This is a genomic window from Mucilaginibacter sp. GW822-FHT03E02 (genome assembly GCF_058801545.1).
This window is the reverse complement of record NZ_JBXANJ010000001.1, coordinates 5294753-5308198: the sequence shown is the minus strand read 5'-3', so window position 1 is coordinate 5308198 and position 13446 is coordinate 5294753. Positions and strand designations below refer to the sequence as shown.

The 13446-nt window shown below is 49.3% G+C and carries 18 protein-coding genes; 7 read left to right on the top strand and 11 right to left on the bottom strand.

What is annotated here, in order from left to right; translation table 11 throughout:
• Nucleotides 1-104 precede the first annotated feature (104 nt).
• Nucleotides 105-1037 (bottom strand): DUF8464 domain-containing protein, encoded by a 933-nt coding sequence (locus AC1RM2_RS22025; RefSeq protein WP_492987320.1) that lies wholly within the window; start codon nucleotides 1035-1037, stop codon nucleotides 105-107.
• Between the two features lie 142 nt (nucleotides 1038-1179).
• Here AC1RM2_RS22025 and AC1RM2_RS22020 point away from each other — a divergent pair, with 142 nt between their 5' ends.
• A complete protein-coding gene (locus tag AC1RM2_RS22020; RefSeq protein WP_492987319.1) occupies nucleotides 1180-1461 on the top strand; it encodes a hypothetical protein in 282 nt (93 codons plus the stop codon).
• Nucleotides 1462-1834: 373 nt separating this feature from the next.
• On the opposite strand, the gene AC1RM2_RS22015 is transcribed toward AC1RM2_RS22020, so the two are convergent.
• The 3 genes from AC1RM2_RS22015 to AC1RM2_RS22005 all read right to left on the bottom strand — a co-directional run bounded on the left by AC1RM2_RS22015 (nucleotide 1835) and on the right by AC1RM2_RS22005 (nucleotide 3465).
• Complete coding sequence (locus tag AC1RM2_RS22015; RefSeq protein ID WP_492987318.1) at nucleotides 1835-2137, bottom strand: hypothetical protein; 303 nt, start codon at nucleotides 2135-2137, stop codon at nucleotides 1835-1837.
• Between the two features lie 36 nt (nucleotides 2138-2173).
• The gene (locus AC1RM2_RS22010) at nucleotides 2174-2752 is read right to left on the bottom strand and encodes a hypothetical protein (protein WP_492987317.1); all 579 of its coding nucleotides are present in this window, start codon (nucleotides 2750-2752) and stop codon (nucleotides 2174-2176) included.
• Nucleotides 2753-2886: 134 nt separating this feature from the next.
• Nucleotides 2887-3465 carry a UPF0758 domain-containing protein gene (locus AC1RM2_RS22005; RefSeq protein ID WP_492987316.1) on the bottom strand — a complete coding sequence of 193 codons (579 nt, stop codon included), beginning with the start codon at nucleotides 3463-3465 and terminating at the stop codon, nucleotides 2887-2889.
• A 115-nt stretch (nucleotides 3466-3580) separates the two neighbouring features.
• Between AC1RM2_RS22005 and AC1RM2_RS22000 the strand changes: the two genes are divergently transcribed.
• Entirely contained in the window at nucleotides 3581-4015 is a 435-nt protein-coding gene (locus tag AC1RM2_RS22000; RefSeq protein WP_492987315.1) for a hypothetical protein, read from the top strand.
• Between the two features lie 406 nt (nucleotides 4016-4421).
• The gene (locus AC1RM2_RS21995) at nucleotides 4422-4640 is read left to right on the top strand and encodes a hypothetical protein (RefSeq protein ID WP_492987314.1); all 219 of its coding nucleotides are present in this window, start codon (nucleotides 4422-4424) and stop codon (nucleotides 4638-4640) included.
• A 358-nt stretch (nucleotides 4641-4998) separates the two neighbouring features.
• On the opposite strand, the gene AC1RM2_RS21990 is transcribed toward AC1RM2_RS21995, so the two are convergent.
• The gene (locus tag AC1RM2_RS21990; RefSeq protein WP_492987313.1) at nucleotides 4999-5400 is read right to left on the bottom strand and encodes an RNA recognition motif domain-containing protein; all 402 of its coding nucleotides are present in this window, start codon (nucleotides 5398-5400) and stop codon (nucleotides 4999-5001) included.
• On the opposite strand from AC1RM2_RS21990, the gene AC1RM2_RS21985 reads away from it, so the two are divergent.
• Nucleotides 5399-5530 carry a hypothetical protein gene (locus AC1RM2_RS21985; RefSeq protein WP_492987312.1) on the top strand — a complete coding sequence of 44 codons (132 nt, stop codon included), beginning with the start codon at nucleotides 5399-5401 and terminating at the stop codon, nucleotides 5528-5530. The genes AC1RM2_RS21990 and AC1RM2_RS21985 overlap by 2 nt on opposite strands.
• 183 nt (nucleotides 5531-5713) lie before the next feature.
• On the opposite strand, the gene AC1RM2_RS21980 is transcribed toward AC1RM2_RS21985, so the two are convergent.
• The 5 genes from AC1RM2_RS21980 to AC1RM2_RS21960 form a co-directional block, all read right to left on the bottom strand.
• Complete coding sequence (locus AC1RM2_RS21980; RefSeq protein ID WP_492987311.1) at nucleotides 5714-6256, bottom strand: hypothetical protein; 543 nt, start codon at nucleotides 6254-6256, stop codon at nucleotides 5714-5716.
• A gap of 6 nt (nucleotides 6257-6262) precedes the next feature.
• Nucleotides 6263-6580, bottom strand: coding sequence for a hypothetical protein (locus tag AC1RM2_RS21975; protein ID WP_492987310.1), 318 nt, complete (start codon nucleotides 6578-6580; stop codon nucleotides 6263-6265).
• A gap of 156 nt (nucleotides 6581-6736) precedes the next feature.
• On the bottom strand, nucleotides 6737-6943 hold the full coding sequence (locus AC1RM2_RS21970) for a hypothetical protein (RefSeq protein ID WP_492987309.1): 207 nt from the start codon (nucleotides 6941-6943) through the stop codon (nucleotides 6737-6739).
• Nucleotides 6944-6950: 7 nt separating this feature from the next.
• Nucleotides 6951-7685, bottom strand: coding sequence for a hypothetical protein (locus AC1RM2_RS21965; protein ID WP_492987308.1), 735 nt, complete (start codon nucleotides 7683-7685; stop codon nucleotides 6951-6953).
• A gap of 7 nt (nucleotides 7686-7692) precedes the next feature.
• Nucleotides 7693-9369, bottom strand: coding sequence for a hypothetical protein (locus AC1RM2_RS21960; RefSeq protein WP_492987307.1), 1677 nt, complete (start codon nucleotides 9367-9369; stop codon nucleotides 7693-7695).
• 272 nt (nucleotides 9370-9641) lie between these two features.
• Here AC1RM2_RS21960 and AC1RM2_RS21955 point away from each other — a divergent pair, with 272 nt between their 5' ends.
• Nucleotides 9642-9992, top strand: coding sequence for an RNA polymerase sigma factor (locus tag AC1RM2_RS21955; RefSeq protein WP_492987306.1), 351 nt, complete (start codon nucleotides 9642-9644; stop codon nucleotides 9990-9992).
• A 604-nt stretch (nucleotides 9993-10596) separates the two neighbouring features.
• On the opposite strand, the gene AC1RM2_RS21950 is transcribed toward AC1RM2_RS21955, so the two are convergent.
• Entirely contained in the window at nucleotides 10597-11271 is a 675-nt protein-coding gene (locus tag AC1RM2_RS21950) for a hypothetical protein (protein WP_492987305.1), read from the bottom strand.
• Nucleotides 11272-11456: 185 nt separating this feature from the next.
• Between AC1RM2_RS21950 and AC1RM2_RS21945 the strand changes: the two genes are divergently transcribed.
• Complete coding sequence (locus AC1RM2_RS21945) at nucleotides 11457-12056, top strand: Crp/Fnr family transcriptional regulator (RefSeq protein ID WP_492987304.1); 600 nt, start codon at nucleotides 11457-11459, stop codon at nucleotides 12054-12056.
• A 54-nt stretch (nucleotides 12057-12110) separates the two neighbouring features.
• Entirely contained in the window at nucleotides 12111-13436 is a 1326-nt protein-coding gene (locus AC1RM2_RS21940; protein ID WP_492987303.1) for a hypothetical protein, read from the top strand.
• Nucleotides 13437-13446 lie beyond the last annotated feature (10 nt).

The following is a 13446-nucleotide window of genomic DNA, read 5'->3' as shown; positions in this document are numbered from 1 at the left end:
CCTTTTTAGTTGTTGTTAAACAACTATACATCTTGCCGATTGCGCACAAGGCAAGCTAACCCCAGGCCGGTGAGGGGAAAAAACATAAAAAACCAATGCCGTCGCTACCCCACCGGCCGCAGCCGGTTACCCGGCTTTAACCGTTCTTTCTGAACCTCTCCCTTCTGCATCAGCCATTCGTTCAAATCCTTATGCAAGCTATAAAACCCGCTTTCATCCCTGTAATTCGCACCCAGCGAAAGCGCATACTGCGTATATGCCCTGCCCGTTACATCGCGGTCCAGCCAAAGTCCCACGCTTTCGTGCCGCTCCAAAAATGGCAGCGCCCGGTCAAACAGGCCCGCGCCATTCAGCACTACAAAATCCGTTGTGCCCGGTTCCCGATAAGGATGCAAAGCCTGGTAGGAAAGAAAGTCCATAAAACCCTCGAATACCTGCACTGCACCAGAGCCATAACACATCGTTGTGATATCCTTTGGCGAACTGCTTTGCTTATAACTTTTGTTGCGGATCTCGTACCCGCCGGAATCGTTTTTAAAACCGATACCATAGTAAGAATTACCATTAATTTTGTAATCAACTTCAACACAAAACCGGTCAGCCACCGCAACCGGAATTGACCGCTCGTGCAGGTAATTTTTGAGCGGGTATTTGTACAGTGGCTTTGCATCCGTAACCACCAGTTTGCTTTCTTTTCCCACGCGCCCCTCCAACAGATCCGGCTCAAACACATTGAGCTGCTGAGGGGAAAAAGAAACATTGACCCGCTCCAGCATCTCCTCGATGGAACACCCGTAATACCGCAGTAAAAAGTCCACCGGGTTGCCCCCTGCCGCCAGTCCGAAATCGTACCATGCATTGAGCGAACGGTCAACATGAAAACTCGCTGTCCTTTCATTCCGCAGCGGCGACAAATACCACCAGTCCGTATCATTTTTCTTCCGCGCCGCAGGCTCATACCCAAACATCTCTAAAAGATAAGCCAGGTCTAATTCCCTTATCCGGCTAAGCGAAAACGTTTCCTTTGTAAAATCCATTTCACCAATCCCTTTCCTGTGATAAAACCAAAAGTAGGGCGGCCAGCTGACATCCGCCCATCCCGGCTAAACTTTGAACAGGATGTTTTCCCGCCGGCCAATTAACTTTACCACCATTATTAACCATTAAAATCAAGCGAATATGGCAACGAATGTGTTGGGAACGGTTTACGAAACCTTGTTATGTAGCCCTGGGATGAATGACGCCGTAAAGATTGACCTGAAGATCAGCCGCAAAACAGTTTTACTGCTGAATAGTGTGATTGAAGGCGGACTCGGTAAAGAGGGCGAAGCGGCTCTGGAATTACTCAAACTGGTACCGGCCGGGGATCTTGAAGAATTAAAGCTTTTTGCGGAAGAATGCCTTAAAAAAGCCGGGTTGAAAGAGCTAAGCGAGAAAATGAAGAACCTACCCGGAAAATGATGACAAAAGCTAAGGCGGTCGATAGGCAACTGCCCCCTTCACTTGTTTAACCGCCTGCATTAGCTTATTACTGCAACAACTCACGGCAAAATTGAAGGGCTATCTGTATGCGGTCAAGCTGGTCGGTTTCCCGAAGCAGTTAGCCTTTGCCTTCTTTAGTTAACTGGTAACCGGGACATTAAATTCGTTACCGAACAAGTCAACGACCGGATAAAGATTATTCATGTGCGCTTGGTGGTATTAACCGGCAATTATGCCAGCATTGGTTCAGGGGAAAGATGATACGATCATATTTTTATCGGGAGGGGGGTGATAGTAACAAGTAAAGCGTAACAAATGAAATGAAAATGCAGGTTTTTAATAACAAAACGGATCAGCCGATCAAGCCTAACCGCAGCAGCAACCCCCGCGAAGGCGAATGCCTCCGCGGCACATAGGGCCTGAAATTTTCCGTAGCGAAATCTTCAAGTTCCGTATAGGCCTGGTACAGTTTTTTCAGATCAATGTCCCAGTCAATATCACGGTCGGCATCCTGGCGCTCAATGTGAAGCACCTCGTCCCGCAGGCCTAAAACCCGGTAGCGTTTGCCATGCGAACTGGTGAAATGGGTTTCATTTTCAACCCGCGTTAAAAATTCGGGATAAGAAATAAGCGGTATCTTTTTGCGGAAGGCCATACCACAAAGCTATCGGTTTTCAGTTGGCAAAACAAGCTAAAACAAGGTCAGCTGAACCATACTAACTTCAAAGACTGTGATAGCTTTCAACGTTTTCTGCAATACATCCTGTTTATAATTCGTGGTGTCTGCATTACCTAAATACTGTGACATTTTAGCTTTCATTTCAGCTAATGCAGCTGTTAGCGCCGCATCGCGGTGAGGATATTTTTTACAGAAAACGCAAAGCGGCCCGCTGCTCCCTGCAGTACCATAATTACAGCTTAAAGCATAAGCCCAAATACCATTAGGCCCGTGACCGATACGGATGCTGCTTTGTTCTAATTTGATTTCTTCAAAATCCAGGAACTTCGGTGAAGCAAACCAGCCATATTGATTAAAAGCAATTTCGGTAAACCCGAATTCCAGCGCGCGGCGGTGCTCTTTCACATTCCTTGTGATTTGGCTGAAACCATCGCCAAAACCCGCGAACCAGCCTAAACGTTCTACATTACCTGTCTCGATAAGCGCGGTAATCTCCGCTAAGATGTCCCGTTCTTCGCGCGGCATAAAATGCTCCGCAAGATGAGCGTCGATTGCGGGCCGGGACTGCAGGGATAATTCAAACTTTTCCATAACACAAGCATTAAGTTTTTATGGCCCCTTCAGCGCGGCACGGGCTGCTGTCAGGGGCCGCGGCGGAGCCGCGGTTGATATACCCTTGACGGCTGGCCGGGCCTGCGCTACCTTTGCCGGTAAAACAATTAACGCTATGGGGAAAGAAATGCCCTGCGGCCCAGCTCCAGTGCCGCCATAAGCGTTGCCGCCTTAGCCACACCGATACCCGGAAAACGGCAGAAATCTTCCGCCGTCCGGGTCAGCAGCCGGGATGGTTCATCCTTAACGGACTTCATGATCTTACCACAAAGATCCAGCACCGATAATTCCGGCGAACCCGTACATAACAGGATCGCCAGCAATTCCGCGTTGCTCAGCTTTCCCGCACCCAAAGCATGCAGTTTTTCCCGCGGCCGGTCGTACTCCGCGACAGCTTTCATCCCTTTTGGGTCTTTGACTACTTCCGTTTTGGTTTCCGGGGAACTAAGTTCGCCATAGGCGATCTTATTGAGCACTATCGAGAGCGCCTCCACGAAAAATGCCAGATCTTCCTCCCAAAGCTGGATCGTGCGCCGGTAATTGGTATCCTGATTTGGAAAGGATTCATCCGAAGTAATCAATAGAAAGTGCGTATTATTAACCGCTTTCTTCACATCGATATAATAACGTCTTCTCCCGTGACCGAACGTCTCGCTCGCCAGGTTCGGGTAATTTGTTTTGATGGCTTCCATGGTGGTTAATATTTATTCAATACAAAACTGAATCTTAAAAAAATCAATTTTTAATTTTAGCTGTTCTATAATCGTGTGATAAACGTTTCAGTAATCCGAAAACCGACTCTGGAACATGACTAAAGCCGCCAGTGACAAACCTACCGCTCATTGCCTTTATTGTAACGAGCTATTTGAGCTTAAACGTGCGGATAAAAAATTCTGCACCGAGGCCTGCAAAACGGCCTACCATAACGATAAACGCTATATTCCACAGCCGGTAATAGTAGCTGAACCTGAAGAAGAATATGATATTAATATTGCTGCATTAAAAAGGGTTTACAATATCCTGATCAGCAGTCGCATCGCCTTGCACAACATGAAGAGCCTTTACCAAAGCCAAATTGCATTAAATGACTTTTACGGTTTTGGCGTGAACCTGAAGTATTTCACCAGCGAATATAAAGATGAAGACGGACGGGTTTTCCGGATGTGTTTCGATTACGGTTATTGCATAGCAGGAGAACAGGTTTACCTCGTCTATTCCGGGGCAGAAATTCATTTTAATTAATCGTATGCCGTTAGCCTTATATTTTCCTTGGTACGAAACCAGAAAAGCACAAGAACTTGGAGTCTTAAGCGTCCCCCGGCAGCGGGCAATAGTCTGTTCCCGATGAGGATATCAACGATCTCATCGTTCACAAGCAATGGTCCTGTCTTTCCTATCCTGAAGTGATCCTAACAGACTTTACCATGTTCAGTACTGCCGTGAGATGTACGGCCTGTGAATTGTCGACAACCATTTACGGTCTGAGCGCAATGACCAGATATACGAAACATTCTGTTTATGATGATACTGATTGGTGTACTTTAGCATAGAACATCAATTGACTATGATTTCACCGCAATGGATATAGCAACAGCTAAAATAGTAAAACGGGCAGCGCCGAGCTTTTACAAAGACCGAGAACAGTTTTATGGAGCGGTACCCATGGGTGAAAAATTGCAGTCATTGCCGCCATATTATCGAAAATCACCTGTTATATGGAACCGGTCAATATTTTTGTAGCGATTTTAAAGACGAGGATTTCGAGGAGAAAGTTTTGGAAACGCCTTATTTTATTTACCTCCGCTGTTGCTGTGATTATGCCTGGGAAGCGCAGATCATTGCTGACAAACGTGATAAGCGTTTTTAATAAAACAGCAACTGCCGTGGTTTTGGTCAGCGCAGAAACAGCTTAGCCGCCTGCGCTGGCGAAGCGTAATTAAAACTGCGACTGTTGCGTCTGTCGGTAAAGCGGGGGAACCGCAAGACGTGCGCTAAGCTCGTGGACTGGAGGTGAACCTGCTCGACCGCATGTAAATTTTGATCGCCGGGAAAGAGTAAAAAAGGAAATTATTATGCTGGATAAGGTAGGAATAATTTAGCGGGATAATTGCGACCGTTTCTTTTTCGGTGGTAGTTTCACTAACCGGACTGACCGGAAGATATTTGGGTTTGGCTACCGGCCGTTGCACTAGCACCGGCTTTTCTTCCGTCAGTCGCACTTCCATCTACCGATCGCCAAATGGGTGACCGCTCAATGTGGTAATCTCCCCTTCAGCACCCCTTTGGGTTTTCATATGTATAAAAGCATAACCCTTGCTCCCCCCATTTGCCTTATTCTGGACAATCGTCAACAATTCGATACCGCCGAACGGCGCGAACAATTGCGCCAGCTGCGGTTCATCAAAGTCACTCGAAATTCCAACCGCAAAAAGCTTGCACATAGTTCTGTATTGTAATACAAAAATAGGATTTCTTACGGTAAACCGGACAGATCGTGCTACCGTGCCTTCATCATATCCTTTTGGCTCGTCAATAAGACAGTTGTTCCGATAAATCAATCCCCAGCGACGGCTTGGCAATCTTGTCCATAATACACCCACACCCGTACTCAGGTGCATCGGCATCATGCAGGAAACCGGGTTTATCAAAGGATTCGTCGCCCTCCTCGACCGCCAGCAGATCGGCTTATCTGTCGTGGTCGTTACCGACGTCAAACTCGAAATGAAAACCACCGCCACCATACCCGAGATCCAGTAGTGCCTCCAGGTTTGCGTCTAACGGAATTTTATTCTCCACGCAACCGCAACTACACTGCACAGCTATTTCCAATTCCTGATGGAAAAGATCAATAGCCCATCAACATCGCCCATACCGACAGCTATTTCGTCATGAAGGAATGCAAAAGCTTCTGCCCCTTTCAGTTATAGGCTTGTCAATGCGTTAACCGCCAGCCGGCGCACTGGCCTGTGGTTTAGGGCCATGCGTAATAACCGCCGGCTTGCGCAGCTTTACCGGGTATAGCGTATCCGGCTTCACCGCATTACCTGCTACCGGAGCCGGTTGCTGCAAGATAATGATCGTCTTCTCCTTTTCCGCCTTCTTCCCCCCGAACAGTTGCGTAGAACCAAACACCATGCTCAGCACCAGTCCCGCCAGGAACAAGCCGATCTGGAATTTTCCAGGCTTCCGCACATTCTCCGACGTGATTGTCAGTTTTGGTGTGGCCCCCGGTTCCACCGGATCCAGGTTCCCCGTCAGCGCCATCAGCCGCATAATCCCGAAACAGATCGACAATGTAAACAGCAGCCAGCTCAGCACCAGCAATATCTTGGAAGTCGTTCCGCCGCTTTTCAGCTCATCCGACAGGAAAGTCACCATAAACGTAATGATGCCCGTCGACAACGTGATCAGTTGCTTGGTATAATCCGAGACAAAGTCGAATGCTTTTTTTTGTCTTTCGTCCATATCTTGTATTGTTGTCATAGCTGGTTAGCAAAAAGGGTCAAGGGGGCAAAACGAACGCAGGAAATCCCGGAAGCTCCCGAATTGTGGTACATTCGCCGCCCCGCGGTAAGTCAGCGCATCCACCAGCTGGCCCGTTGAATAGCTCAGCCGGTCCTCGTATTCTTCGCCGAGTACTTCCTGTGCGAGCAGCTGCGTCCCTCCCTCATAAAACAGGCGTAGGTCCTGCTGATCTGCAGCGCTGAGCGTGAAGCCCAAGCCGGTGAGAGATTGCACTAATACGTTAAAATTCTGGTTGTTCAGCCGGTCCATTTCCGCCGGGCTCATTAAAGTTGCTGTTGGCATTTTCTATCCGTTTTAAATGTGATCAAATCAAAAAACATATCCCTATTGACAAAGCCTCTGAGCACACCAGTTTGCTGAGTGCCTGGATGGACTTGTTTGAGAACCAGATATGGCTAGGTGCCGAGACTGTGTCCGATTAGTGCGTGTCGCTTCTTATCAGTGACAACCGTCCCGGTCGCAAATCACATCCGGGCCGGTTTCATCACGCGTCTCGCCGCGCCTTTTAAAACCTATGCTATGCGGCTCGATATCGTCGTCCAGGTTAAATTCAGTTTTCAGGACCTCGTGTATTCTGTCCATTACATCTGGCATTTGCTCATGCCATTTTTTTGGTGCTCGTGTTTCTTCTTCTGGAGTTCCCATGATTGATTTATTTGTTAATGGTGAGTTGAATGGTATTTGTAATTGTTGTCTTAGCACCCTGCGCGTCCAGTACAGTCGCCTTGATAAGCACAGGTGTGCCCACCGGGTACATGCCCGTCGAATAGTTCGCAGACACCCCCGTAGTATCCACAGAAACATTCACCAGCTTGCGGTAGACCCCGTTGGCTGGTGCGCCGCCCGCCAGGTAATCTTCGAAAAGCACCTTGACACCAGCCGATGCGTATTTCCCCGCCGCGTTTTTCAGGATCCCGCTCAGGGTGACTTCGCCCTGGTAATTCGAGTTTAGCCCATAAGCCGAAGGCTGTAAAGTGACCGACGCTACCGGCGAAGGTTGTGCCGTCACCTTTGCCTGTTGTATAAAATTGTTATTTACCACCTGCGGCAAGTCCGGCTGCACCTTCACCAGAATCGTTCCAGGATTCACCGTCCCCTTCAGCGTCGCCGTAGCAATCAGTTGCCCGCTGATAAATGTCGCCGTCACTGAAACCGTGCTGTCCTTGCCGCCCACCCAACTACCCGGCGAAGCTGTAAAACGAACCGCCCTCTTCGTGGGGTCCGCGTCCTTATTCAATATGACCGAAAATAGCACGGGCGTACTTCCGTCTGCCGGAATCGAAGCCGTCAGTGGCGTCAGCCCCGAAAGCACATCAGCGCTGTTTACCGAAACTTTCTGGCAACCCATAAGCAATACTAAACCGATATATAAATAATTCTTTTTCATCTTGCGCTTATTTGGTGATCATGGAAAAGAAATCATTCGCCGCCTTCAGGAAATTCAGGTCCACCGAAAACGAGGCGTAGTAACCCACCGCCACCGGTTGGTTCGTCAGCAAGGGGTTCGGATTTTGCCGCTTCATAAATGCCGCCCCTGCGCTCAGCCGCAGTACCCGGCAAAAACGGTAACTGGGCCCTGCCGTCAGTGAAAACGTATTGTAAAAATTATTAAAATCTGTATTCGGCAGATTTCCAAGCGTTAAGCCTAGGGACAGCGACAAGTGCTGCCAGCTCGTCCGTGTGGATATCAGGTCCGGATGAATCGGCTCTTTGGACAGTGGCTGGTACAGATCCAGAACCTCCTTTTCATTATGGTACAAGTATTTGGATTTGATATCCCGGTTCACCTGGCGAAAAAAAATATCGACCCCCATAAACAAACGCGGGAGATAAATGGTCTTATTGTTATTGTTCTTGATAAATATATTCGTCATCCCGAATTCCGTGGAAAGGATCGAACCTGATAAAGTCTGAATATCCTTTGCCCCGGAGTTGCCGATTAGCCAGGTCTGGTTACTGATCTTTGGCGAATTGGTGATTGCATCCCGGATCGTTTTATAATGTTTTTTAAGAAAAGCTTGGTTGGTCATCAGCGCCCCTACATTCAAGCCAATAGTCCTACGTAGCGCATCGATGTCCCCGTCCTGATGGGCTGCCGCTACTTCAGGCCTTTGCTGCAGGCGCCCCAGTATCCTGTACAAACTATCCAGCACATGGATACTTTTATCCAAGTTTGCCTGGCGCTGGTCGAAGTCATAATCATCCGTTGCCAGGGTATATTGCTGGTCACCCAGCGCGCTGTGCCCGTCCGCTAAAACCGCCAGCCCCGGTTCATTGACTGTATAGAGCAGATAGCCGTCCAGCTTGCAATCGCCCAGCAGTTTAGCTGCCTCCTTTAAGTAAACCGGGTTTGCCAGGCCATATGCCAGGTATTGCGTTCTGTCCAACAAGAGGTCGTAGTCCCCCGATAGCGTGCTGTAGAATTGATCGTAATCTGCTAATTTTTCAAACGTATAGAGCACGTTAGGCCCGTCGATCACCTTGTAGGTAAACCGCTGCTGTAACTGGGTGAAAGCCGCAGCGATCTTAACCGGATCCCCACCGCGCTTAATTTTATTAAAAGCCAATATTGCCTTGATCTCATCTGCGCTAGGGTCCTGGATCACCAGCACATCGAAGACGCTATTGGGCTTTACCCCCGGAAAATAGAGGTTTAGATTGCCATCTTTCACGCTGTCTTGCACCGTGAATTCCGGCCGGTAAACCGTATGCAGCGAGGTATCCGTTTGTTTCGCGGTCAACACAGCTACCCGGTCGCTTTTATATACCTCGTGGTAAATAAGCACATCTTTGCCATTGACCTTCTGGTAACGCCCCGCGTAGAGGTTGTCAAACAGCCTTTTGCCATGATCATAATATTTCTTATAAACCTTGACCTGGATATGCCCCGTGGCCGGGAAACTTTTATATTGCAGGATAAAAGGCTGATCAAACGGAATCGGGTCCGCCTTTGCAATCGGGTCGAAATTGATAATCTGACGGGCATTCGGGTTGACCGTGATCGCCTGGCCCGAGGCTTTAACGAAAAACCCCAGGGAGAGCATCAGAATAATACAGGTGTTTTTTTTCATGATAAGTAAAAAGGCTCTCTAAATCTATGTCAAATATTCCTCATCTCCAATAGTTTACCCTTGTTTTAATAAAATAAATTATCAAATATTGCAATTGCGCTCCCTGGGGACCTTCAGCAAGGGGCTCAAGGGCTTTGAGCCTGACCAATCCCGGTTTAGTTACCCGCTAAAAAACGAAAATTTGCACGCATACCAGCACACTTAGCCTATAGTTCAAAATCGTTTAGTTGCTTTACACGTATTAATTTGCTAAATTCGTTAGAGGAAAAAGCGTGAACACCCACAGCGACCAAGAACTGCTTACCCTTCTCGGGGACGGAAACCACGCTGCCTTCACTGGCATCTACCATCGCTACAAAAGCCTCCTGCACAAACACGCTTACCAGCGACTTCGCAACGAAACCGAGGTCAACGACATCGTCCTTGAATTGTTCAGCAGCCAATGGGAAAAACGCAGCACCCTCCACCCGCAGGCCAACCTCAGCGGCAACCTTTACACCGCCACCCGCAACCGCATCCTCGACGTCGTCGCCCGGCAAAACATCCAGAGCATCTATATCAGGTCACTACAAACCTTCATCGACCAGGCCGAAAACGGCACCGACCACCTCCGAGGGCACTGAAAAAGTCCTTTAAAGTTAAAGAGGTAGTTTTCAAAGAAAATGGTGCCGCTGAGAATCGTCTTTACTAAAGTGCTCTCCACGGCCTACCCCAAATACCTCAATGAAAACAGCCCCTTTTAATAAATAGCCACTTTTTCAGTGCTCTCCCACCTCCTGCGCGAACTCCAGCTCAGCAGACTCATCGAAAAAGAAATCGCTGCCCCCACCCAAAATGCGCGACGTCTTCGAACTCAGCCGCAAAGTCCACCTGTCCCACAAAAAAATCGCCCAACACTAAGGCATCTCCGAAAAAACCGTCAAAAACCAGGTCAACAACGCCCTCAAAATCCTCCGCGTCAAACTCGGCATCTTCGCCTGGATCATGCTCCTCCTTTACTGCTCACCGATCCCGCTCCCCTGGACAGTCAAGCCCTTCAGCCACTGCCTCCCCATGGTTATCCTAGCCTTTCCCACATCCTCGCAGGCGACTCACATTCCTGAAAGCGATGTTCACCGAGATAAGCAGCGGAAGATCAAAATTATCCGGTCCAATATCCCGCATGACTATCCCCGGAATACTTCACCTGATAAATAACCTTTTGTAGACAAATCTCATATTAGCTTGTCAGTATTCCTTCACCTTCTCGATCAGCGCCTCCAGCGCCCGGATCACCATCTCCTTATCCGATCCTTCCATTTTATAAGTACTGCTCCGGGCGCTCTTCCAGGAGAAGTCCTGCAGGCGCTCCGTGGACAGGAAAGGAACAATCGTGCGTAAAACCAGGCTGAAGGAACGGGAGGTCAGCAGCCTGATCTCGTCTGCCGCCTTCAGGACAATAGCCACCTGGTCGACAGTAAGCCGGCACAAAATCTTAAAGGACGGCGCAATTGTGCCCGGTCTTTTTTCCCCTGCCGATTCTTCAGCCAGTAAGGGCCCGTACCATCTCATGACCTGCTGAATAAGCTCCTCCAGCTGCTCCAGGACTAAATGGCACAATGACAGTACAGGGTGCCCTTCCGGGTAGGCCGGCAGAAAAACAACCACCTGGTCCCGCGATTTAAGCAGGTATTGATAGTAGCCGATAACGACCGCCTGATATCGCTTCATGGGCAGCAGACAAAAACTTTGCTGCTTTAAAACGCCCCAGACCAGCCTGAACTCGCCACGGAGACTTCGGCGGATAAGTTCAATTTCGTCTTCGGCCGGGGCCGATAATTCATAAAACGCAGGATTCAGCGTTACTTCGATCACCTGGTCAATCCAGGCGAACGGATACGTAAATAATGGTTCTGATCGCATAGGTAAATGGTATATGATTTTCCCCTTATGAATTAATAATTTTCGGTTATGCACCTATTATTATAAGCTTGTTTACAGCGACGCACAATATTTTTAATAAAAAATAGTTTAACTTTTAATCATTATCTGTTAACCCAAAGCTAATTTCTATAAAGTTCAGGCGGTTTGATTACAATCAAAATCGTATGGATACAACAAATCAGCTTTCGGATGTGGAACTGCTGTTCCGTGTCCTGACCTTTATCGCCCCGCTTTCCGGTGCGCTGCGCAGGCGTTTTGAGGATTTTATTGTCAGCAAAACCTACCGCAAAAAGCACCGGCTGTTAAGCGAAGGCGAAATCTCGCGCCATATATTTTTTATCTGTAAAGGTTCCGCCAGGGCCTTCTACCTCGATGCTGACGGCCACGAACACACCGCCTGGTTTATGGGCCCGGGCGACCTGATGATCTCCGTTTACAGCTTCTATACACAGCAGCCGGCAGCTGAAAACATCGAATTACTCGAACCTTCGGTTTTGCTTTCCATGACCTGGGACCAGCTGCAGACCATTTACGCCGAGTTCCCCGAATACAATTACCACGGCCGGCTGTTCACCGAAAAGTATTACATTCTGTCAGAAGAACGGGGTATCCTGCTTCGCACCAGGAAACCCGCGGACCGGTACAACCTGCTGTTAAAACAACATCCCCAAATCACCCAGCAGGCCTCGCTCGGCCAGATCGCGTCTTTCCTTGGAATCACACCGGAAACGCTCAGCCGCATCCGGGCCGGCCGGGGAAATTGATCAGGATCAAAAAAACACCACAAATAATCATGCACAAAATAACCAACAAGGCTTATGCATAGAAAAACAATCCTGACAATTGTCCTCCTGCTGACCGTTGTCGCCTGCAAAAAAGAGAGCCGGACCGGCAAATCCACCGAAGCACAAAGCTTCCTGTTCCCGCTGGAAGCAGTCAAAAACTGGTATCAGCCCGAAACGGGCATCACCGTTAACTGGAATCAGGCCGAACACTACCAGGGGAAAACCGGGGAATACTGGCTCATCGGCATCGATGGCCGGCCCACCTTCGGCCGGCTGAAACTTGGCTACCGCAGGCTCCTCTTTTTTAAAAACAGCCAGGGCGAAATCACCGAACAGGTCCTCGAGATCATTCCCGACGCCTTTTATTTGCAGCGGGCGCAGCAGGTATCCGGTAACAATTTTACCGGCCGCATCTTTGTCTTTGACCGGAACCACACCCTGCTGGGCGGCCTCACCTATCAAAACGGGAAACAGATCGGCTCCATTAAAGCCGCCGGAAAAGACACCGCGAGGCTGCAAACGGACAGCGCACCGGTTAACTGTGTCTGGTACGACGATAACTATATCAACGCTGACGGCGAACTGGTCGTGTACGCCGAACAGATCTGCGACCCTATTTTCAACGCCGGTGGCGGCGACGGTTTCGCCGCAGGATCCGGGGGCGGGTACAGCCCCGCCAGCTCCGGAGATGGCGCTATCGTGGAACATGGCGGCGGCAGTGGCGGGGCCGGTAACCCCACGGCAGCACCTGCCGTATCGAACCTCCCGGGTGAAAACAACGCCGCCATCAAACCCAAAGACTTCATGAAATGTTTCCAGGATATCCCCGACCAGGGCGCCACCATGAAAATCACACTTTATGTACAGGAGCCATTCCCGGGAACTACCTTTAACATTGGCCCCAACAGCGTTGGCCATGTAGCCATCGGCCTCACCAAAACCAACGGCAACCAAAACATCACACAGGTGGTCGGCTTTTACCCCGACGCTACTGGCCTCGACAAAATGCATGCACCATCCAAGGTCGTTAACAACGGGGGTGACCTCCAGTATAATGTCAGCATCAGCTATACTGTAAGCGCCGCCGATTTTCAAAAGATCAGCAACTACATCGCCAACCCGCCGGCCACCTATGACCTCACCTCTTTCAACTGCACCAATTTCGTATACACCGCCTGCAAAACCGGGAACATCACCCTCCCCGATCCATACAGCACCGTGGGCCCGGCCACCCCTCCCGGCGCCCCGGCCGTTATGGCACCCGCCGGCCTGGGTGACAGCATCGAAAAACTAAAGGGCCAATCAAACGTCAATATAAACGGAGGAACAACTCCCATTAGCAAAGGAGCCTGCCAATAAAATTCAAACA

What these genes read in the sequence shown, in the direction of transcription:
- AC1RM2_RS22025 (WP_492987320.1), bottom strand. Translation starts at nt 1,037, where the DNA reads ATGGATTTTACAAAGGAAACGTTTTCGCTTAGCCGGATAAGGGAATTA.
- AC1RM2_RS22020 (WP_492987319.1), top strand. Translation starts at nt 1,180, where the DNA reads ATGGCAACGAATGTGTTGGGAACGGTTTACGAAACCTTGTTATGTAGC.
- AC1RM2_RS22015 (WP_492987318.1), bottom strand. Translation starts at nt 2,137, where the DNA reads ATGGCCTTCCGCAAAAAGATACCGCTTATTTCTTATCCCGAATTTTTA.
- AC1RM2_RS22010 (WP_492987317.1), bottom strand. Translation starts at nt 2,752, where the DNA reads ATGGAAAAGTTTGAATTATCCCTGCAGTCCCGGCCCGCAATCGACGCT.
- AC1RM2_RS22005 (WP_492987316.1), bottom strand. Translation starts at nt 3,465, where the DNA reads ATGGAAGCCATCAAAACAAATTACCCGAACCTGGCGAGCGAGACGTTC.
- AC1RM2_RS22000 (WP_492987315.1), top strand. Translation starts at nt 3,581, where the DNA reads ATGACTAAAGCCGCCAGTGACAAACCTACCGCTCATTGCCTTTATTGT.
- AC1RM2_RS21995 (WP_492987314.1), top strand. Translation starts at nt 4,422, where the DNA reads ATGGAGCGGTACCCATGGGTGAAAAATTGCAGTCATTGCCGCCATATT.
- AC1RM2_RS21985 (WP_492987312.1), top strand. Translation starts at nt 5,399, where the DNA reads ATGCAGGAAACCGGGTTTATCAAAGGATTCGTCGCCCTCCTCGACCGC.
- AC1RM2_RS21990 (WP_492987313.1), bottom strand. Translation starts at nt 5,400, where the DNA reads ATGATGCCGATGCACCTGAGTACGGGTGTGGGTGTATTATGGACAAGA.
- AC1RM2_RS21980 (WP_492987311.1), bottom strand. Translation starts at nt 6,256, where the DNA reads ATGACAACAATACAAGATATGGACGAAAGACAAAAAAAAGCATTCGAC.
- AC1RM2_RS21975 (WP_492987310.1), bottom strand. Translation starts at nt 6,580, where the DNA reads ATGCCAACAGCAACTTTAATGAGCCCGGCGGAAATGGACCGGCTGAAC.
- AC1RM2_RS21970 (WP_492987309.1), bottom strand. Translation starts at nt 6,943, where the DNA reads ATGGGAACTCCAGAAGAAGAAACACGAGCACCAAAAAAATGGCATGAG.
- AC1RM2_RS21965 (WP_492987308.1), bottom strand. Translation starts at nt 7,685, where the DNA reads ATGAAAAAGAATTATTTATATATCGGTTTAGTATTGCTTATGGGTTGC.
- AC1RM2_RS21960 (WP_492987307.1), bottom strand. Translation starts at nt 9,369, where the DNA reads ATGAAAAAAAACACCTGTATTATTCTGATGCTCTCCCTGGGGTTTTTC.
- AC1RM2_RS21950 (WP_492987305.1), bottom strand. Translation starts at nt 11,271, where the DNA reads ATGCGATCAGAACCATTATTTACGTATCCGTTCGCCTGGATTGACCAG.
- AC1RM2_RS21945 (WP_492987304.1), top strand. Translation starts at nt 11,457, where the DNA reads ATGGATACAACAAATCAGCTTTCGGATGTGGAACTGCTGTTCCGTGTC.
- AC1RM2_RS21940 (WP_492987303.1), top strand. Translation starts at nt 12,111, where the DNA reads ATGCATAGAAAAACAATCCTGACAATTGTCCTCCTGCTGACCGTTGTC.